Genomic DNA, 19,504 nt, shown 5'->3' on the forward strand with positions numbered 1-19,504 from the left:
GATACAGATGGGGGAGATGTTCCCCAATTTATGAAGATCATCATGTTCCTGCAACGCATTTCATGCTTTTGCCTGAACATGATTTTGAAATTGAAGAAAATTAGAACTTAATCAGACATTCCTTAGCTGAATTTTGAGATATACAATACCTGTCGCGAAAGAACTTATCAGGGTAACGTAGCTAATAAGTTTATCTGAGAACGCGCTTATGTGTGTGCTCACGTATTCACAGAAGTGTAGCGGAACTAACGAGCGTGTACGAAGTCAAGGGCCTCAAGCATTTGGTTATCAATTTTCGAGTAGTTTAAATTAAATTTTCGCCATGAAGAAAGAAAAAGTTTTTCTCAATAATTTCGGTATTTCCGATGACTATAAGTTGGCGCACGTTGAAACGGAGACAAAAAATAATTTTGAATCAACAAATAGTTGGCTCTATTTGGGGCGTGATGCCGATGATCCCAATTTTGTAAAAATAGGATTAACGATGGGAGACCTTCAGTCGAGATCATATAGTTCAGCCAATCCAGACTACTATTTGTTTTGTGCATTTAAGTGCAAATATAACATTTCTGAAGTTGAGCTGAAAAATATAGAAGAAGAAATTTTGGTAAGACTAGAGAGTTTTTATAGAAACGATGATGGATCAACCAAGAGATTAAAACATCATGAGTCCGGCCGTCCCTCCGAGTGTTTTCGCCCCGTAAATTTTTCTGAATTCTTTATGGATTTACATTGTGAGATTTATGAAAATCATAGAAATAGTTTTGTTATTTGCGCTTGGGAAAACGAAATTGGTCAAATAGATGGGCAGTTTGTTGATTGCATTTTCAATAAAGTAATAAAACTTGAAGATAGAAATAAATTCATAAAAATGATTCTTCAATATTAAACTTGCAAACGTCTGAAAAGAAAGATATTGCTGACCGTCAGTCGGACGACGTATGTAAGGTTAAGTATGAGTTAGGCCGTCGCACTGATCCGGTGTTATGCATTTTTCCTTACTTTGTCATCATTTGTTGAATGCTTCTGCATTTAGGGTCATATATTTATGGTGATCTTTTGCCACAAAGATAATGAAAAATAACCTCCTTATGCGACTCTCCGTACTCGTTAGAAACTGCAAGCGCAAATGCAGGATCAATTGTTCTGAATAGATTTGTAACGCTCATAATTCCAAGTTGATGATAGACATAGATATCCTCTTCGTCTGGATAAGCACGAGCCATTTCAGTTAAATTTATGAAAATTGTCTTTGCAGCCTCAGGGTCAGTATAGGCAAGGTTAGGGATTGCATCAACAGCCGCTTTGGCTTGTATAAATCTGATTTCTGGCTCGTCATCATTTGCAAATATGTAATTGAGCGCAACATCTACTTGTATGAATCTAATATAGGGAAGACTGGGAGACCTGTCGGCAAGCATGCACAGCTCCCTAAAGACATGCATTATAATTACTCGATCAATAACATGATGAAGGATACCGATCAGATCACGCGCCGCTAATGCTTGGATCAAGCTGACTTCTGCTTGCCCGGCGTACACAGCTGAAAACGAGCACAGGTCCTTGTAAACATTCTTTGCGGCTGAGGATTGCTTAGCTAAGACAAACGCGATCATCAGATTTTTTGCTGCTTTCCCGATATAAGGCCATAGCTCAAATTTTCGACGTTCGGCAGCCTGGGCAAAGTAAGGTAATGAACTATATTGCGCATCCTTGGGTAAGGCACTGATTTCCAATTCAGTGGAATGTTTTCTGACTAACCTACACAAATCCTCGAAGATATTTATCGCTGCATCAAGTTTTTCGACACCTAGTATGCGAATCATATTGCATGATGCTTGAGCCAGTTCGCGAATGAGCCATGGATGTGTTGCGGCAAGCAAGGCTAATTTTTCGTAAGCACGCTCAGCTCGTGCGGAATGCTGAAAACCAGTTTTCGCTATCAAATTTACCGCCCAATTTGACCAAGCGTCCTTTCCAACGTTCTCAAATAGAACGGCCTCGATTGCATCATCAATGTACGTGTCATTTGGAAAGTCGTCCACAACCCGATTAAAAAACGCAAATGTATTGCGCCCCCATTGATGCCAAGCGAGCGTGAGAATTTTCTTCAGTTCTTCTTTATTGAATGATTTAAATGATTCGAGCGCAAAACACTCACCGAGAAAATCTGGAATAAGAGGGGCGATTGTGTCCGACTGTTCATCGTATCCAGACATTATCTTAAAGACTGGCCCCGCGCTATCACGATCCCATTCCTCAATTGGATCAACGACGTTGTTTGCGGCTAGACCATTAACTAGAGTTGCGACAGTCAATAATCTCTCCATTTTTGCAAGTGATACTCCATGTTCCTTAGCTGCTGGACGCCAATATTTTTCGCGATCTTCCCTGATCACATTTTCGAGTAATACCTTCTGTGTGAGTGTCTCTACTTTTTCATTTTGACCAATTGCATCAGCAAGTAGCATAGCAAAAAGAGGCCTTTTTTCAGGGTCGATACGAGTCAACTGATCAATTATTTTGACTTTCTCAGGAATCGGCTTATGCATTCGAAACATGAAATGCTCGATAATGCCCCAGGGATCAGCAGTTTTGTTGATATCTATATCTGGAGCACGGCACTCTTTTACTCGAGTTGCAATAGGGTCGTGGCCAAAAGCTACCTGTAGCTTATCTTCCTGGTGAGGGCGATCCAAAAGTAGAATCCGGACGGGCCGCCTTAGTCGCCTCTCCTCATCTCGGTTGCAAAGACCCTGCAGCAATCGGCTAAGCTTAGCAATGTCAGTGATCGCGTTGTCAATCACCAGTAGAGTTGGCAAATACGGCTGCCAGCGTGCCCAATCAGGAGTATCAGCGTAACGATCTAAGAATCCTGCATGCCAGTCAGTGTAGATAGACATGCACAGCTCTAGTGCGAGTCGGCTTTTGCCGATGCCACCTTGACCTTTTACAAACATCCACACCACATTATCTTCTGCTGGTGAAAACAGAAACTTCTCTAACTGCGTTTTCTCATCGTCGCGCCCTAGAAGGGGAATATAACGGTTGACGTATAGGAAACGCGCGTTACCTTGAATTTGATCATTTTTAACACGCCCGCAGGAAAGCACAGGGGGGGTTCTATCTGGATTTACCAGCAAAGGTTGCTCAGAAGTTTCTTCTAATAGAAACTCCTTCGCTATTTCAAAAGCCGGATGTGACGTATCACTAATTTTTACAAAACCAACATGACCATGACCTGGTATAACGACATAGTCGTGATTGTAATTGGCACCAGTTGAGCTGAATTCAGGCACAATTTTGTCATCGCCCCCAGCTACACGCTTGACTCGCACAATATACTCTGCATCCGTGATCGCCCAGTCCTTATTGAGTGAAAGAATAAATTCCGAGTCATACGCCAAATTTTTCTGCTGCTGCCATGAATCAGGAAGAAACGACGAGGCATTTTCAGAATAAGCTCCCCAGTGAGGTGTTGCAAAGGTGAGCAGACGAAAGATAGGAGTGTGGGTGGCTAAATTTGATTTTTTAATCAATTCATTACACAAATACCTACGCGCAAGGAGCCCACCTTGGCTATGCGTAACGAATACGATCTCATCAATATGAGACTTTTGGACTTCTGCTTGAAGCCAATTCGCAAACTCTGTCGAGATTGTCGTTAGAGAACAAGTTTGACCTGTCTTGCTGGTCTCATAAGAAAACGAAGTTATTGTCGAATAGCGTTTAGCGATCTCTGAATTTTCAGCCAGTAGCATTGGGAACTTGTCCCATGTTTTTTCTGTGTTGCTACCTAAACCGTGAATGAGTACTACCATCCTGTTTGTCATGAAAATCATACCTTTCGTAACTTAATATGATTAGACTTTTCGGTATTTCAGGCGGCTCATTTCCTAAAAAAACGATTCGCATCTAGCTTCACATGCTTCAAAACTTTGAGGTCAATGAAGCGACAATTGCACTCACTGTCGTTTTTTGATTGAAATGCGTGCCTTCATCCATGACATCAAGTCTCGAATGAGCTGCCCTTTGAGTACTAAGGAATGGCTTATTCTGCCGCGCGATTCAATCTCAATAGCAGTTATTTTGATACATTGCCTTCAACTTTTTCGCGATACTCAAAATGGGGATAATCCGGGAACGCAAAATCACCTCCCCACGTAAGTCCAAGGTTTTTTCCGATTGCTCCGAGTTTTTTATATAACTCAACGTTATCAATTTCTGTCTTACCTTCTTCCACAGGCGCAACGTCAAACGCTAAGCCAAGATTATGCTTGCTTTTTCCACCTTTGGCATTTGTAATTATAGGGCCAGGAGCAGTCCTTCCTGATGCGTATAAGGCATTTTGTTCTTCACTTGTTACCAAGGTTCTTATGATCTTTACTTCGATACCTTGCGCAGCTGCAGCCTCGATTAATTTTCGAGCAAGCACTGCTACTACAGGTTGCAAACTTTCAACCGGTCGTGACGATGGAGTATATCCAGGAAGGACGATAACCCCTTTAGATAGCTGCGATAGTGCCTCGTCGGAGAGCTTTGTTTTGGAATTATCGTTGAGCAACCTCGCTGCCCAATTTCTAATCTCGGGAGAGATTTTTGCACTCTCCGGTTCTTTCAATATTGAGACAGCAAGTTGAACATAATCTTTTGCGATGCTTTGATCCTGAATTTGTTTTTGAATGAACCATCCTCCAACTGCCAACACCACTGGAATCAGGGCAATAGAAATGACCTTTGAATAGCGCTCAAACGCATCCCATGCATCACGTTTGTCGTCGACACCCTTGGCAGCCATAACAACTGGAACTGGTGTGCTTATTTTGAGATCGATTATTTGCTTCATGGCTTATTCATCCAATTTTCGAGCAAGAACAATATCAAACATCAGAAAACTAAGATTCAGCGAACAAAACTCACCAATCATACAGTGCATAATTAGCCATAATGTAGGCCACTAATCCGATATTCTTCTGTATTCGGCTGAAATTGCTTTATTCCGAGGAAATTTCACGAGGATATTGTCACATCCACCCGGCTGGCCGTCAGCATCAAGCCCAACCTTGTCAGGTGACATTAAGCAAGAAGCATCTTCTATGTCTGTACGTAAGACAAGCCCACGTTTTTCCAGTTCTGCGATGATTTCACTATCAGGCAAAACAATGCCTGCATATTTCGTAGGTCCAGCGGAGACTATATAAGTCTTGGCATTGACCGCATCTAAGAATTTCACGCGCGAAGATGTTTTACTACTGTGATGGCCAACGACAAGCACATCGGCTTTAACATCCGCTGCACAGCATGCAAGAAGTTTCCCTTCTATGGAGGTATCACTCGGCAACGTAGCTGGTAATTTTCTACCGCCGGCTTCTGCGTCACCCATCAAAAGGACTCTCCGAGACCCCAGGTCAAGTCTGACGACCAGACTATTTTCGTTGGGGCTTGATCTATGAGATCCGTCAGCAAAAAGAAAAGTCATTGACGCATCTTTTCCAATACTGATCGTTTCATTGGAAATTTTCTTTGAGTGATTGAGCACCAATGTTTGTGCTGGCTGCTTTTTCCGATAACAATTTTTTGCCGTCATTTCTATTGATTCAGCGCCACTATCCTGAGTCGCAGTGTGATATTGGATGGATGGATTGGCTGCGATCGCGAATAGGAAATTACGATATCCACAAATATTGTTGAACGCCCCAGAGTTCCACACCGCACTTGGGCTATACCGAGTGACGATATCAGGCAACAACTCAACATGATCTCTATGGGGATGACTTAGAATCACGTGATCAATTTTCTGTATTGGCGGCTGCAGTGTATTAAGATAGGCAACTACACGGTTATCGTCGCCTTGAGCAGTATCATCATTGCTGCCAGCGTCATATAACAATGTAAAGTCAGGTCCACGCACCAACACCGCAAGGCCAGTCCCAACATCAATAGCATGTAGCTCATATTCGGAATCTGCAACACTGGGAACTACTCCTACTTCTGATGGACATACTTCAATTTGAGTTGATCGCTTGGCAGCAAATGCCATCTGTCCATCTGATAAGCGAGTTTCATACCAGCCAGGCATCAACGCAATCAATGGAAGAAGTTCGTTTCTCTTTAAGGTGCCACGAATAGCACTTTTCGCAGTCGGCGCCGCTCTCAAAGTTACGATGCTGGCTCCATCGGCTGGAACTAAACAATCCGCAGCAAATGATTGATTGGCAGCAATTATCAATAAAAGAGCCCCAAAAAAAATGGATGCTCTACAAAATGAACACGAGCCATATATGGACCGCTGGAAATATGCAAAAAATCTAGTCACAGTAATTTCCGTATTTAGAGGATTACTTGAATCAAATTAGAGATGTCCAATGCGACCAAAACATAAGCCGAAATTTCGCGATCACAATTTGCATACTATCCTGATATTTACAGTGCAAGTTATAAATAAATCTAACTTATTTGATAATTTATAAGAATCGTTGCAAAATTAGCCCAACTGATTTCCATCACGGAAACAAAGTACGTTTTGATGCCATGCAAGTTCATGGTAAGAAAGGTAGTTTGATAGTCAGCCAAACTAAAAAGGCACGTGGGTAGGTTGTGAATTAATCTTTGTTTGCATAGAAATCTAAAGGAGGAGCACAGTTTCTTGACTCTCGAAACATTGATTGAGATGGGCGCGGGCGATGTGGTCGAACATCAGGTCGTCTAGTATTCGGCAGAAAGATTGAACAGCGACAACTATCCTTAATTTGTACTGCGACACCATAGGAATTTTATTTAGAACGCCTGTTTGATCGCTAATACATATTCACGAAAAAAGATTGAAATCCACAACTATAGATTACACCTCTATAAGTAAAATTAATTAAAAATCTAGGCAATTAGAGATCCTCCTGGCATTGATACTTGCATGTGTTTTATGAGTCGCTACTGGAATTAGACTTATTGCTTAGCGCTAATAGGTGAAAAAAATGAGCATGCTTGACCTCGCGAATTACCTCAGACAACTAGCCTTAAAAAAAGGAATAAACGATTCCGAACTAGCACGTAGAACCAATATCAGCCGCAATGCTTTGATAAAAATCTTTAATGCCGAGGTCAAGTCACCAGAATTAACGACCCTGGCAAATTTAGCGTATGCCTTAGACGAGCTTCCATGGCGTTTGGTTAGTCTATTTTTGGCAGGTACTTGTGCCCCTAGTCGCGATGGCTGGAAAACCAGAGCTAAGAAAGATGATAGTCGCTTCATACGCGATGTTAATTATCCAGATGGAAGCATGGTCAAAATTGGCGAACAATTTACGAAGACCTGGGAAATTGCCAACGGGGGAGAAACAGCCTGGTTAGGTAGGAAGTTGGTATGCCAAGATCAGACCCATACGCTCTATCAAAAAATTGGAAACGAATTCGTACCGGTTGACTATTTACTGACCCCCAAACATACGGAGATAACAATTCCAGAAACACTGCCCGGAAAGACGGTGGCACTATCCGTCGAATTTCAAGCGCCAAATTCACCGGCGCTAGTTGTTTCTCACTGGAAAATGAGCGATCAAGAAGGTCAGCTATATTTTCCAGAAATGCATGGGTTGAGGTGTTGCGTGAATGTGATTGAGGGCTAACGATTTTTATTTTCATTTAAGCAGCCGAATAAACCACTATTTCTCAAGGAGATTTTTGATGACCCAGGCCAAATTTTTACCTCAAATTTTGCACACAAATCTGACTCGTTTCGCAGTGCCAGTATTTGTAGTGTTTTCTTTTGCAACTAATTTAAGCTATGCAGCACTCGCAGTGCCTACATTAAACGAGCCTTCAAACGGGATAAGTGACTGGCTTTTCAATCTCACGAAAACAGGTGACCGGCAGCCATTTTCTTGGAGTGGCGTCAGTGGTGCAGCGGGATACGAGTTTGTGCTCAGCAGAAGTCCCAATTTTGCAGGTTACGATGACGCGAACTCGACTTGTTTAATCAGTAGTTGCAAAGCGGTTAAGGCTGCGAGATTAACGGCTAGTGCGGCCAATTTAAACAATTTCTATTTCGAGGCAGCCACTTATTATTGGAAGGTTCGCGCTTATACCAACACCAGTAAAGGTGCCTGGTCTGTGACGCGCAGTTTTACAACATCGTCGCGCTCACAGGTTGTGACACAAGCAATGAGTTACAGCAACTCTCCGCAATCTCGGATTGATCGCACAGATGGCGGCTCTGTAACATGGCTAACCGAATTAGATGTCAATGTACTTAGCGACAATGTCGATGGTAAATTGCTGGAAAATGCACAGAAGATTTACGGACTGGCAAAATTGCCGCGCAATCTTGGCACTGCAACTGCTCCGACTCAATTGCGTAAAGACATGAAAACAGCTTTAGTGCGTAAGGATGGTTGGGAAGATTCGGAACGGGACAAATTGGTAGTCCAGATTGCGACAACATTTGTGCCTGCATCCGTCACGAGGAACGGCCTGCTTTCCAATCTGGGTATTCGAGCCCAGTGCAAAGAATTCGCAGACAGAATGGTGATTGCCGGAGGTGGAAAACCTAAAAACTACTCTGCAATGGGAACTGCGAAACGCGATGTACGACCCGGAATGTACATCATTTGGAAATCGAAAAATCATGCTGCTATCGCTAATTCAGTTAAATTTGACTCATCCGGAAATGCCTTTGCACGGCTGAGCGAAGCCAACTGGGGTAGTGAATGGAAAACAAATCCTTACGGCCAGATTCCTTGGCAACGCACGATTGGCCACAGTCGCGAAGTACAAATCTTCGCGTCAGGCGATTACCTGGCATACGAGAACTAGAATCATTAAAATGAGACGCTTCTGCAACACCTTAATAGTCCAGCGCTGGGGTGCGATGAGATTTGCCGACATTGCGCCTACAGGCTTGGGCATCGCGGCAGCCGCCGTGTTGCTTTGGCACGTCATTCCACGGGAGCTCACTGGGGAGGGGCGATCGGCAGGCGTGTATCCAAATCCAGAGATCGTCGAACCAAATCGAGTTCCGACGGCATTTAAAGAGGATCTGGATAGAGTATCGGGACGTGTTACTGCGGGGACGGAAATATCTGAACAGTCCTCGCAGAAGATGTACTACATGCTAGAGGCTTACCTGATATCTCGTGACCCTACCTATTTGTTCACTCATGCAGGCACGGCTTTACAGGCATCAGAAGAGTTACCATATAATCCGAAATCATGGATGGTGCTGGCAAAAAAATCTGATGAAGAAACAGCGGTGCAAATTATTAGGTGGCTGCTGAATCAGTCTCAGCCGTCATCCACCAATGCGCTTGCCGCTTATTGGGGAAATTGTATTGCTTTAGGCTTTCAACCAAGCCTAACTGACGGGGAAATTAATGCAATCCAGATTAAACTCAACTCTGCTCTATCACCGTTAGACACTGAGTTAATGATTGAATTTGCGTCGAACAATTCAATTCCCGCTCCATTTCTTTCTGATTTTCGAGATCGAATTCTCAAAGATAAAGACCTTTCCGAGAGTATTTCTCGTATGATTGAGAACGAACCTGACATTGACCGGGTACGCTCACTTATCTCACTCGGTGATATAGATTTTCAGTGGAAGGTAGCTACATCTAACTTAATTAAGAATTCATCCTCTGCAAAGGCTGCGGCGTCGGAAGTACTTCTTGGGCAACCAAGTGAACAGTGGATAACAATGCTCATGAAGTATGCCGATAAGTCTATTCCAGAATTCAGTGCATCACTTGCTACCGAATGGGCACAGCGTCAATTAAATGGAAATCGCCTTACCGGACTCGAAGAGCTTTTAAATAGTCAGAAATTAACTTCGGTACAGTTAAATTTGGCTACTATCTTACTTCAAAACGCGGAAGATCGAGAGTCCGCGCGCGCGATCGCCGAACGGAATGGAATACCGTGGATTCCGCCAAAGTACTAAAGCTGGTCATCTGCATTATTCCACAATATTCTGCGAGCATGTAGCACTCACATTTCTTGCTTTACCTACGCTTGCCGTGGGACTTGATCCTGGACCTCACACGTTCGGCCTACATCAGGGCGTCCGAAAGACGGCGGAAGCAGCCACTCATCGGATGCTATGGTTTGGTCAAGTCCGACTTACTACAATGTATCAATACAGCCGTTAATTTTTCTGAAAAATGTTTACATCCTTGGTACGGACTGCTGAAAACTGTAGCGCCGGACAGTGTTAAGAGAGATGCCCAGTCGTCTGGCGATCTCCCCTAATGGAATTGTGAGCTCCAACACCACATGATCAAGGCTTCCAATAGGCAACTGCCCTATCCGTCGAAGCCCTCTCAATCAAGGGCAGAACTTCAGTCCTCAGTTTGAGCTCGACGAAGTCGATGAATACGCTGACGGCTGTTGCTAGCAGCTTTCGACTTGGATACACGGCATATATGCTAATTCCGGTCTCACCATACTGCGGCAGCACTTCTATCAAACGGCCAGTTCGCAGCTCGTGACAAGAAATGATCGTCGGCAGCATGCCGATACCAAGCCCAGCGACCACGGCCCGCAACTGCGATTGGGCAGTACCGGCAGCGAGCCGTCCGGCAACTGCCACCTCCACCGGCCCCTCAGGCCCAACTAGTCGCCAGGTTGTCCGGCTTCCAGGCTTGGCCGATTTGATGCAGTCGTGTTTGGTAAGATCTGCCAATGAAGCCGGAACGCCCCTTTCGGACAGGTACTTTGGACTTGCCACGAGTGCGGCTGGTAAACTCCCCAACTTTCGCGCAACCAAGCTGGAATCGGTCATCTCGCCGCCTCGGAACGCCACGTCGATACCTTCTCCAATCACATCCGCCCGGGCGTCGCTCATGACCAAGTCAAGCCTGACGTTGGGGTAAGCAAGAAGAAACTCGCCAATCCAATCTGCTGAAAAGAACTCTAAAAAATCTGCCGTTGTGGCGACTCGAACCGTTCCACTCGGCATGGCGCTGCCTTGACCCATTTGCTCAGCCACTGCCAGAAGTTGCTCTACCTGTGAGATAGAGCGCTCATGAAAAATTGTCCCCGCTTCGGTCAGCGTGAGCTTGCGTGTCGAGCGTTGCATCAGACGTATTCCGAGATGACTTTCAAGCTGCTGGATCTGTCGGCTGAGGGTGTTCGCAGGCACGTTCAGGCGGCGGGCAGCCTCGGCGAAGCTGCCTGCCTCGACCACCTGCACGAACAGCGCCACTTGGTTCAGATCAACCATTGCAATCCCTCAAATTTGGACGACCGCCAGTCCACATTAGGCGGCTTATCAACTTGGCCCTGCGCATATAAACTCCTTAGCAATTAGTTTTCAAGAAACGGAACATCTTATGGGTAAATCAAAGACGCTCTCCGTCACTATTTGGGGCGCACGTGGAGCTCTGGCGCTCACCTTCGGCGCAGCCGGAGTAGCAAAGATCACAGGCGTAGAAATAATTGTCAACACTTTTGAGCAAATCGACGTCGGTCAGTGGTTTCGCTACCTCACTGCTTTGATGGAACGTACTGCTTGTTCCACGGACGGGCCTCGTGGTCATCACCATGTTAAACGTAGTTGTGTCTCATATATTTGCAATCGGAAGGTCGCCAATACCTGCGTCGGTTCTTGGCGGACTCTGCACCGTAGTGGTCTACCAGTTACGCCCCGAGGCAAGTTTCTCAGCTTTGCTCTCCCCGTAAAAAACCTAATGCAAGAACGAGAATTCATATGCGGAAAATAACTCATCGCACTGCTGGAAAACAGCATGGCCCCATCCGGCGTTTGATGAGCCCTTCAGACCTGGGCGAAGCGCTTAAACCGTTTGTCTTCCTGGATCTCTTCGTCATTGGAGGTGCGCGGACCGAAGGTTTTTCTATCCATCCTCACTCAGGCATCGCCACGCTGACTTACACCTTGAGTGGTGATTCCATCTATGAAGACACGACTGGAAAACAGGGCATTCTGAGATCCGGAGGCGTCGAGTGGATGCAAGCTGGCAGTGGCGTCTGGCACAACGCCAGACCTTTGGATGGCCAGTTGGCTAAGGGCTTCCAACTTTGGCTGGCGCTTCCTCCCGAGCTGGAAAATGCACCACCTCTAAGCCAATACATTGCACCAGAGGAGCTTCAGAGCATCGGCCCCGCCCGGGTTCTGTTGGGCCGCTATGGCACAGCGCAAAGCTCAATTGAATCGTTGACTCATGCTACGTACCTCGCTGTCGAACTGAAGGCCGGTGAAGTGTGGCGCTTCGAGCCGCCAGCGGGTCAATCGCTCGCGTGGGCGGCTGTCGGTGCCGGATCGATCGAAGTGGCGTCCGTCATTGCCGAAGGCGAGATGGTCGTGTTCGAAGAATCGAACGAAGGCATCAATTTTCGAGCAAGAAGCGATTGCATATTCGTGCTGGGTTCAGCTGTTCGACACCCGCACGGCCTCTTCTTAGGCATGTACTCCGTGCATACCAGCGAAGAAGCGCTGCGCGTTGGTGAAACGGGCATCGCACGCATCGGTCGGCAACTTCGAGCTGAGGGCCGCATTTGAGTGGGGCCGTGTGCCGCTACTTCAACGAGCAGCCGGGCGAATGCCGAGCGGATGGCAAAGTTGATCGTCGCGTTCACGGTCGCTCTTTAATCGGGAGTAAAGCGCCGATAGAGCCGCGAACATCCTTTGAAGGACGACGGCGAGAGATGCAAGCTATCGTAATGCACGTAAAGGCTCTGCCTCCCTCGATGAAACGCTATAAGTGATCTCAGAGTTTTTAAACGCGCTCGACGGGCTTTTCAGTCGAGCAACCACCACCTCCAACCAACCCAAAAGGAGCTTACCTTGAATACTTCTACCAACCGAACCTATAGCGGCTTAGATGCGCTGCTGACGCCCGAAAACAGCGTGCTCCTGCTGATCGACCATCAGCCATTCCAATTCGCCAACACCCATAGCCACGATACTACGTTGATCGTGAACAACGTGGTCGGCCTGGCTAAGGCCGCGAAAGTCTTCAACGTACCCACCATTCTTACCACCGTGGTTGAAGAACGCGGTGGCTTCATCATCAAGGGTCTTCAAGAAGTGTATCCCGAGCAGAAGCCTATCAACCGCACCTTCATCAACACCTGGCAAGACAGCAGAGTGACGGACATGGTCGAGAAAACCGGCAGGAAGAAGCTGCTGATCGCGGCGCTTTGGACCGAAGTCTGCTTGGCAATGCCAGCCATCCAAGCCGCTGGTGAAGGCTACGAAGTATTTGCTGTCACCGATGCTTCGGGCGGCGTGTCCCGCGAGGCACATGACATGGCAGTTATGCGGATGGTACAGGCGGGCGTCACGCCGATTACCTGGCTTGCGGTTGCCAGCGAATGGCAACGAGATTGGGCGCGCGGCGAATCGGCGATAGCACTCAACGATGCGGCTGGCGACCACAGCGGTGGCACCGGAATTGCGTCAGCATGGGAGTACCAGTTGCTCAATTCGCAGAGCCACGCTTGAGTGGTGTGGGGCAACGCCGTCATGGCGTCGCCCCACTTTTGCCTATCGCGAAGCTTCCGGGCGGTGACCGTATTGCTCACAATTCAGTGAACTTTTGAAGTTCACCTTGACTTCCGCTCAAACCGTTAGAAAGAGTTTGGTGTTTATCTATTTCCGAGAGGACGTTATCAGCTTTTAGTCTATCTTGGATTGCCTAAAGTCGAAGTCAGCTAGGCGGTGATGAATCGGGAATTTGGCGACATGCAACTGATAACGTGAGTATTTGCACCAAAACAGGCCTCGGCGGCGGCACTAGAGCAGAAGCGTGATGGCGGCGCTTTATATCTGTCCAAGTTCGATAAACTGGACATCAAGAACAAAAGTTGCAAAGTCAGTGATGATCAGAAGATTGCAGTCTGCGATTCTGAATTGAGTGGGAAGAAATACTCAATCAAATTCGCAGGTACGGGTAGTGGATGAAGATTCATTCGTCAACCCGATGTCAAGCAGTAAGCTGATTCCCGAATGACTGCAGTCTCCAATCGAATGCAGGTTGTCAATTCATTGATTCTCGGGCCAACCTCAAGTTTTGCTTCAAAAAAATGTTCTATAAGCGCGATAACGCACAGACGTTATGAAATTTGCCATCTATGATAATAGGATGCGTCAATATGTATTGATGTAAACCCCCAAAACGGCAACACCCGCCGCAGGCCTTCAATTGACGGCATGGGAAACCTATGAGGTCTTCCATGATGCACGATTTTTTAATCGCCAACCGGGCCGAACTTGAGCGACGATGCCGCGAAAAAGTTGCAAGCCGCCCGAACAGAACACCAGCAAACAAGCAGCAAATGGAACAAGGTGTCCCCATGTTCCTTAACCAGCTGATACGCACCCTGCAAGCTGAAAGCAAAGGGAAGGCAGCCATAGCCATGGCTGTGTCCGGCCCTGCTTCTGGCGATCCTGACCGTCATGCGGAAATTGGCGTGTCGGCGGCAATTCATGGCGCGGACCTCTTGACGCTTGGTTATACGATTAATGAAGTTGTCCATAATTATGGCGATGTCTGTCAGGCGGTATCTGATCTCTCTATGGATCTTGGGCAGAAATTTGAAATCAGCGAATTCCGTACACTGAACCGTTGTCTGGATAACGGTATTGCTGATGCAGTGACTTCATTCAGTGAGCATCGCGACCTGGTCATCGCCGATGAACAAGCGCTGGAGACAAATGAACGGCTGGGTTTCTTCGCACATGAATTACGTAATCATCTGAACACGGCAATGCTCGCGTTGGCTGCTATCAAGACTGGTCATGTTGGTTTGATGGGTTCTACCGGCGGCGTTCTGGACCGCAGCCTTGTTGGGCTTCGCAGGCTGATTGACCGCTCACTTGCAGAAGTCCGTATCGGGCCTGGCATGACCTTGCACCGCGCCGTTTTTGGTCTTGCCAATTTTATCGGTGAGGTGAAGTATTCAGCTTCGCTGGAAGCTGAAATGCTGCATTGCAGATTTCACGTTGAGCAAACTTCTTTAATACTGCTGGTTGATGTTGACAAAGACTTGCTGTTTTCGGCGCTTGGCAATTTGTTGCAGAATGCTTTTAAATTCAGTGGCAAAGACGGTCTCGTCACACTCAGCGCTGATGCAACTGCTGAACGCATACAGATCAAGGTTCAGGACAGCGGCCCCGGTATGAGCGAAGAGGCTGCACGGGAAATTTTCCTGCCATTCACCCAAAGTGGCGCGAACAAGAGCGGGCTGGGTTTAGGACTTTCCATTGCCAGACGTAGTGTAGAAGCAAACGGAGGCTTGCTCACAGTCGAGAGTGCGCCAGGTCATGGTTGCCTGTTCATTATAGATTTACCGCGCCGGTCAATTCACTCTGGTGAATATATACCTTGAAGTCACGCTCTTGATATGAAGGAATGGCAAGCCCGCTATAAAGCAATATCGAGCCAATATAAAGCCAGGCTAGTTGCCCATGTCCTTCTTGAGGCAATCCATTTTTTTCGTTAGAAAAGTAGGTTCTATGGAATATCGTATTCTTATCCTTACCAATAATTCTGGCGATGCAAAGATATTGGAGGATGCACTCAGGCACTCAAGAGATGGTCCGTTTCTTACCGAATGCCTTAGCAGGCTTGATGCTGGCTTGTTGCGACTGCAAAAATATGACATCGATTTGATCTTGGTGGACTTGTCACTGGCTGATAGCCAGGGAATCAATACTTTTAAAGATTTATTTGCAGCTTTCCCCACTATACCAATCATGACCCTAAGTGCTCAGGAAGAAGAAGCCGTTGCCATTGAAGCGGTGCAACTTGGCGCGCAAGGATATTTGTCAAAGGGTTATTTTGTCAACAGTCTGGTTGAGCTTCCCTCGATATTTCGTCCACCATCGGATGGGAATTATGCTGCCAGTTGTTGCTGATGCTGCACACTAAGCCACTGTTCCAGATACTGGATTGGTGATTGGTAGCCCAGTGTTGAGTGTTGCCTCTTGCGATTATAAAAGACTTCGATATATTCGAAACTGATTGCTTTCATTTCTGCATGTGTTGCATAGCGTTTTCCGTGGATGCGTTCGTTCTTGAAACTGTTGAACCAGCTTTCTGTTGGTGCGTTGTCCCAGCAATTACCCTTGCGGCTCATTGAGCAGACCATGCCATATTCTGAGAGCTTGTCCTGGAATGCCTTGCTGGCGTACTGGCTACCCCGGTCCGAATGATGTAATACCCCAGGCGCTGGCCTGCGGCGAAACCAGGCCATGGTCAATGCATCCGTTACCAGGTCACTGGCCATTTTCGGTTTGAGTGACCAGCCTATCACTTCACGGTTAAACAAATCCAGCACGATGGCAAGATAAAGCCAGCCTTCATCTGTCCATAGATAGGTGATATCTGAGGTCCAGACCTGATTTGGCTTTTCTGGCGTAAATTGACGGTTGAGCAAGTTGGTTGCAACCGGCAAGCCACGCCTTGAGTCAGTTGTTACCCGGTAGCGCCGTTTGTGGCGAGCCCGGATGCCGTTGTCATGCATGAGCCTTTCCACTCTTGCCTTACTGGCTTTGAAGCCCCGCAGGCGTAGCTCTCTAAGCATACGTGGGCTGCCATATGATAAGCATCTTTATAAAGAGCGTCATCTGGTTGAATATTTCTTTTGCAAACTAAAGCAATTCAGAGCGATTGCAACAAGCTATGACAAAACAGAACGAAATTTCCCGACCGCTATTCATTTTGCTGTGGCAGTCATATCCCAATTCTCAGAAAATTGAAAGTCGTTAATTGAAGACAGCCCCTAGTAAACATGGGGATGGAAAGAATTTCCCAGCCAACAAAAAATATTCCCCCTGATGAAGCTGACGACGGGATAGAGTTGCGAGCACTACGCTCAAGCTCTGGCGCTATACCTGTGAGTATGTATAAAGTGTAACTGGCGAAACTCTCCTTGAAATTAAGTCAGCGCGACTTTGGTAGCCGCAATGCATCGACAACAAGTGAGAGTGCCGACGAAGAACGACGACTCGCATAGTAGAGGTGATAGCCAGGGAAAGTGATCGCCCAGTCATCAAGCGTCGTCACCAACCGCCCTGCAGCAAGATGATCACGCGCCATGTCGTCTGGAAGCCAGGCAAGCCCGTTTCCGGCAACTGCGGCGTCAGCCATCAGGTCGCTACGGTTAAAGACGAGACGACCTTCAACGTGGGTGCTTGTGATTCGCTCGCCATGCTTGAATTCCCAAGCCAGCATACCGCCGTATGTCGGCAGGCGCAAACCAATACAGTTGTGCTCGCTCAGCTCCTGCGGCGTCTGCGGTGGGGGCTTGCGCTCGAAATAAGCAGGACTTCCCACAACCACCATGCGCATGTCTGGCGCAATCCGTAATGCAATCATGTTCTTGGCAACGTCGCCCCCAAGGCGAATCCCGATGTCGAAACGCTCAGCCACGATATCAACAAAGCGGTTATCGCTACTGATCTCGATCTTGATTTCAGGATAGTTTGGCATCCACGGCAAAAGTCTCGGCCAAACGATAGACCGCACCGCGTGTTCGGTCGCTGTGATCCGGACAGTGCCAACGGGTCTGCCGCGCATGTTGCCAAGCACTGCCAGCTCGGCTTCGATCTCGGCCAGCCGCGGCTCCACCGTTCGGAATAACTGCTCGCCCGCTTCTGTGGGGGCAACGCTGCGTGTTGTGCGGTTGAGCAGCTTCAGATCAAGCCTGCGCTCCAGCGACCGGACTGTTTGGCTAAGCGCGGACTGCGTAACACCAATCTGCGCAGCTGCGCGTGTAAAGCTTTTTGCTCTCACCACGGCCGCAAAGGCGGCCAGGTCATCGAAAACTGCCATTGATTAGATCTCCTAATGATTGAATATCGTTTTAGCAGTCTAGTCATTGAATGTCAATTAACCTAAGCTACATGGAATCAATAAAAGACAGGGAAAACATCATGAAAACACGTCAACTTGGCCGGAACGGCATTAGCGTTTCTGAACTCGGCGTTGGTTGTATGGGCCTGAGCTTTGGCCTTGGCCCTGCTTCTGAAAAGGCAGAAGGTATCGCCATGATTCGCGGTGCATTCGAACGCGGTGTGACCTTTTTTGACACCGCCGAAGGATATGGTCCATTTACCAACGAACTCCTGGTCGGTGAGGCAATCGAACCATTTCGCGACCAAATCGTCATCGCCACCAAGTTCGGGTTCAAGCTGGATGAAAATGGCGCAATGGTCGGCCTCGATAGTCGGCCAGAACACATTCGCGACGTCGTTGAAGCCTCCTTGAGGAGACTGCGTACCGACCATATTGACCTGCTGTACCAGCACCGCGTCGATCCGACGGTGCCAATTGAGGATGTAGCCGGTACTGTCCAGCAATTAATAATTGAGGGCAAGGTCAAGCATTTTGGTCTTTCTGAGGCAAGTCCCAAGACTGTGCGACGTGCGCATGCGGTCCAGACCGTTGCGGCGGTTCAGAATCACTACTCACTCTGGATGCGCGAACCCGAGATTGAACTGTTATCGCTCTGCGAAGAACTCGGCATCGGCTTCGTCTCATGGGGGCCGCTTGGCCAGGGCTTCCTGACAGGCCAGATTACTCCAGATACCAAATTCGATGATGCAACGGATCTGCGCGCCACCTTCCCACGCTTCACGCCAGAGGCACTGAAGGCAAATTTTGCTGTGGTTGATTTTCTCCGGACGATGGCTGCCAGCAAGGGGGCATCGCCCGCACAGATCGCACTTGCCTGGCTGCTTGCGCAAAAGCCGTGGATCGTGCCAATTCCAGGCGCAACGAAACTTGCGCATCTCGACGATAACCTGCCCGCATCCGACCTGGCTCTCACACCCGAAGACTTGCGACAAATCGATGATGCATTTGCAGCCATCGATGTGAAAGGCGCTCCGCTATCGGAAGGCCTTACTTCGATTGCTGACAGATAGGAGGTTGAGATGACACGCGTTCTTATCCTTGGTGCAAACGGTCAGCTCGCTCGCCATACGACGGCATACTTTCTTAAAAAGACAGATGCGCATCTGACCTTGTACCTGCGCCATGCGAGCCGGTTGAAGAATCCCGATCCAAAGCGGGCAACAATTGTAGAGGGCGATGTCCTCGACCGGCCAGCCTTGATCGAAGCGATGACAGATCAGGACGTGGTGTTCGCCAGTCTTACCGGTGAAATGGGTGAACAAGCCCGCAACATTGTGACGTCAATGAGAGAAGCTGGTTTGAAACGGCTGATTTTCATTAGTTCGATGGGCATCTATGGTGAGGTTCCAGGAGAAAAATACCGTAGCGTATTGGACCCATATCGTGACTCTGCTGCGGTCATCGAGGCTTCTGGCCTGGACTACACGGTTTTGCGTCCAGGCTGGTTCACGCATGACCCGAAAGTCGACTACCAAATCACGCAGAAGGGCGAACCGTTCCACGGTCATGACGTATCGTTGAACAGTCTGTCGGATTTGATCATCAAGCTGGCTTTCGATCCAATGCTGCACGTTCGTTCCAGCATTGGGGTAAGCCAGTAAATGCAAGCTCAACCTCTCATCAAAGGAGTATGA

Annotated in this window: 15 protein-coding genes and 1 pseudogene; 10 read left to right on the plus strand and 6 right to left on the minus strand. The window is 47.5% G+C overall.

The genetic code is table 11. The features are described 5' to 3' along the window. Positions 1-322 precede the first annotated feature (322 nt). Positions 323-889 (plus strand): hypothetical protein, encoded by a 567-nt coding sequence (locus ACO0LD_RS30825; protein WP_423013202.1) that lies wholly within the window; start codon positions 323-325, stop codon positions 887-889. A gap of 157 nt (positions 890-1,046) precedes the next feature. Here ACO0LD_RS30825 and ACO0LD_RS30830 read toward each other — a convergent pair whose 3' ends face one another. The 3 genes from ACO0LD_RS30830 to ACO0LD_RS30840 all read right to left on the minus strand — a co-directional run bounded on the left by ACO0LD_RS30830 (position 1,047) and on the right by ACO0LD_RS30840 (position 6,316). Further along, positions 1,047-3,821 carry an alpha/beta fold hydrolase gene (locus ACO0LD_RS30830; protein WP_423013204.1) on the minus strand — a complete coding sequence of 925 codons (2,775 nt, stop codon included), beginning with the start codon at positions 3,819-3,821 and terminating at the stop codon, positions 1,047-1,049. A gap of 263 nt (positions 3,822-4,084) precedes the next feature. Further along, positions 4,085-4,846, minus strand: a complete 762-nt coding sequence (locus ACO0LD_RS30835; protein WP_423013206.1) for a M15 family metallopeptidase — start codon at positions 4,844-4,846, stop codon at positions 4,085-4,087. Positions 4,847-4,957: 111 nt separating this feature from the next. After that, complete coding sequence (locus ACO0LD_RS30840) at positions 4,958-6,316, minus strand: MBL fold metallo-hydrolase (protein WP_423013208.1); 1,359 nt, start codon at positions 6,314-6,316, stop codon at positions 4,958-4,960. Between the two features lie 655 nt (positions 6,317-6,971). Between ACO0LD_RS30840 and ACO0LD_RS30845 the strand changes: the two genes are divergently transcribed. The 3 genes from ACO0LD_RS30845 to ACO0LD_RS30855 are packed head-to-tail and all read left to right on the plus strand — an operon-like array spanning position 6,972 to position 9,931. Continuing rightward, a complete protein-coding gene (locus tag ACO0LD_RS30845; RefSeq protein WP_423013210.1) occupies positions 6,972-7,622 on the plus strand; it encodes an NBR1-Ig-like domain-containing protein in 651 nt (216 codons plus the stop codon). Positions 7,623-7,680: 58 nt separating this feature from the next. Then, entirely contained in the window at positions 7,681-8,808 is a 1,128-nt protein-coding gene (locus ACO0LD_RS30850; RefSeq protein WP_423013212.1) for a hypothetical protein, read from the plus strand. A gap of 10 nt (positions 8,809-8,818) precedes the next feature. Further along, positions 8,819-9,931: a hypothetical protein gene (locus tag ACO0LD_RS30855; protein WP_423013214.1), complete on the plus strand. Its 1,113-nt coding sequence runs from the start codon at positions 8,819-8,821 to the stop codon at positions 9,929-9,931. Between the two features lie 336 nt (positions 9,932-10,267). Here the strand turns inward: ACO0LD_RS30855 and ACO0LD_RS30860 are convergent, their stop codons facing one another. Then, positions 10,268-11,212 (minus strand): LysR family transcriptional regulator, encoded by a 945-nt coding sequence (locus ACO0LD_RS30860; RefSeq protein WP_423013216.1) that lies wholly within the window; start codon positions 11,210-11,212, stop codon positions 10,268-10,270. Positions 11,213-11,755: 543 nt separating this feature from the next. Here ACO0LD_RS30860 and ACO0LD_RS30865 point away from each other — a divergent pair. The 4 genes from ACO0LD_RS30865 (at position 11,756) to ACO0LD_RS30880 (ending at position 15,868) form a co-directional block, all read left to right on the plus strand. After that, positions 11,756-12,508, plus strand: a complete 753-nt coding sequence (locus ACO0LD_RS30865) for a pirin family protein (RefSeq protein WP_423013219.1) — start codon at positions 11,756-11,758, stop codon at positions 12,506-12,508. A 285-nt stretch (positions 12,509-12,793) separates the two neighbouring features. Beyond that, positions 12,794-13,453, plus strand: coding sequence for a hydrolase (locus ACO0LD_RS30870; RefSeq protein ID WP_423013221.1), 660 nt, complete (start codon positions 12,794-12,796; stop codon positions 13,451-13,453). A gap of 731 nt (positions 13,454-14,184) precedes the next feature. Further along, the gene (locus ACO0LD_RS30875) at positions 14,185-15,339 is read left to right on the plus strand and encodes a sensor histidine kinase (RefSeq protein ID WP_423013224.1); all 1,155 of its coding nucleotides are present in this window, start codon (positions 14,185-14,187) and stop codon (positions 15,337-15,339) included. A 127-nt stretch (positions 15,340-15,466) separates the two neighbouring features. Further along, positions 15,467-15,868 (plus strand): response regulator, encoded by a 402-nt coding sequence (locus tag ACO0LD_RS30880; protein WP_423013226.1) that lies wholly within the window; start codon positions 15,467-15,469, stop codon positions 15,866-15,868. On the opposite strand, the pseudogene ACO0LD_RS30885 reads toward ACO0LD_RS30880, so the two are convergent. Both ACO0LD_RS30885 and ACO0LD_RS30890 read right to left on the minus strand, forming a co-directional pair. After that, a pseudogene (locus ACO0LD_RS30885) lies at positions 15,847-16,554 on the minus strand (IS3 family transposase); the annotation flags it as partial. The gene ACO0LD_RS30880 and the pseudogene ACO0LD_RS30885 sit on opposite strands and share 22 nt — an antisense overlap. Positions 16,555-16,895: 341 nt before the next feature. Next, positions 16,896-17,786, minus strand: a complete 891-nt coding sequence (locus tag ACO0LD_RS30890; protein WP_423013228.1) for a LysR family transcriptional regulator — start codon at positions 17,784-17,786, stop codon at positions 16,896-16,898. Between the two features lie 101 nt (positions 17,787-17,887). Between ACO0LD_RS30890 and ACO0LD_RS30895 the strand changes: the two genes are divergently transcribed. Together ACO0LD_RS30895 and ACO0LD_RS30900 are read left to right on the plus strand one after the other, a co-directional pair. Continuing rightward, positions 17,888-18,880 (plus strand): aldo/keto reductase, encoded by a 993-nt coding sequence (locus ACO0LD_RS30895; protein ID WP_423013230.1) that lies wholly within the window; start codon positions 17,888-17,890, stop codon positions 18,878-18,880. Between the two features lie 9 nt (positions 18,881-18,889). Continuing rightward, positions 18,890-19,471 carry an NAD(P)H-binding protein gene (locus ACO0LD_RS30900; protein WP_423013232.1) on the plus strand — a complete coding sequence of 194 codons (582 nt, stop codon included), beginning with the start codon at positions 18,890-18,892 and terminating at the stop codon, positions 19,469-19,471. Positions 19,472-19,504 lie beyond the last annotated feature (33 nt).

Source organism: Undibacterium sp. Ji83W (assembly GCF_049340385.1).
Taxonomy (GTDB): domain Bacteria; phylum Pseudomonadota; class Gammaproteobacteria; order Burkholderiales; family Burkholderiaceae_D; genus Undibacterium.

What these genes read in the sequence shown, in the direction of transcription:
- ACO0LD_RS30835 (WP_423013206.1), bottom strand. Translation starts at nt 4,846, where the DNA reads ATGAAGCAAATAATCGATCTCAAAATAAGCACACCAGTTCCAGTTGTT.
- ACO0LD_RS30830 (WP_423013204.1), bottom strand. Translation starts at nt 3,821, where the DNA reads ATGGTAGTACTCATTCACGGTTTAGGTAGCAACACAGAAAAAACATGG.
- ACO0LD_RS30890 (WP_423013228.1), bottom strand. Translation starts at nt 17,786, where the DNA reads ATGGCAGTTTTCGATGACCTGGCCGCCTTTGCGGCCGTGGTGAGAGCA.
- ACO0LD_RS30895 (WP_423013230.1), top strand. Translation starts at nt 17,888, where the DNA reads ATGAAAACACGTCAACTTGGCCGGAACGGCATTAGCGTTTCTGAACTC.
- ACO0LD_RS30860 (WP_423013216.1), bottom strand. Translation starts at nt 11,212, where the DNA reads ATGGTTGATCTGAACCAAGTGGCGCTGTTCGTGCAGGTGGTCGAGGCA.
- ACO0LD_RS30845 (WP_423013210.1), top strand. Translation starts at nt 6,972, where the DNA reads ATGAGCATGCTTGACCTCGCGAATTACCTCAGACAACTAGCCTTAAAA.
- ACO0LD_RS30865 (WP_423013219.1), top strand. Translation starts at nt 11,756, where the DNA reads ATGAGCCCTTCAGACCTGGGCGAAGCGCTTAAACCGTTTGTCTTCCTG.
- ACO0LD_RS30880 (WP_423013226.1), top strand. Translation starts at nt 15,467, where the DNA reads ATGGAATATCGTATTCTTATCCTTACCAATAATTCTGGCGATGCAAAG.
- ACO0LD_RS30855 (WP_423013214.1), top strand. Translation starts at nt 8,819, where the DNA reads ATGAGACGCTTCTGCAACACCTTAATAGTCCAGCGCTGGGGTGCGATG.
- ACO0LD_RS30850 (WP_423013212.1), top strand. Translation starts at nt 7,681, where the DNA reads ATGACCCAGGCCAAATTTTTACCTCAAATTTTGCACACAAATCTGACT.
- ACO0LD_RS30875 (WP_423013224.1), top strand. Translation starts at nt 14,185, where the DNA reads ATGATGCACGATTTTTTAATCGCCAACCGGGCCGAACTTGAGCGACGA.
- ACO0LD_RS30825 (WP_423013202.1), top strand. Translation starts at nt 323, where the DNA reads ATGAAGAAAGAAAAAGTTTTTCTCAATAATTTCGGTATTTCCGATGAC.
- ACO0LD_RS30900 (WP_423013232.1), top strand. Translation starts at nt 18,890, where the DNA reads ATGACACGCGTTCTTATCCTTGGTGCAAACGGTCAGCTCGCTCGCCAT.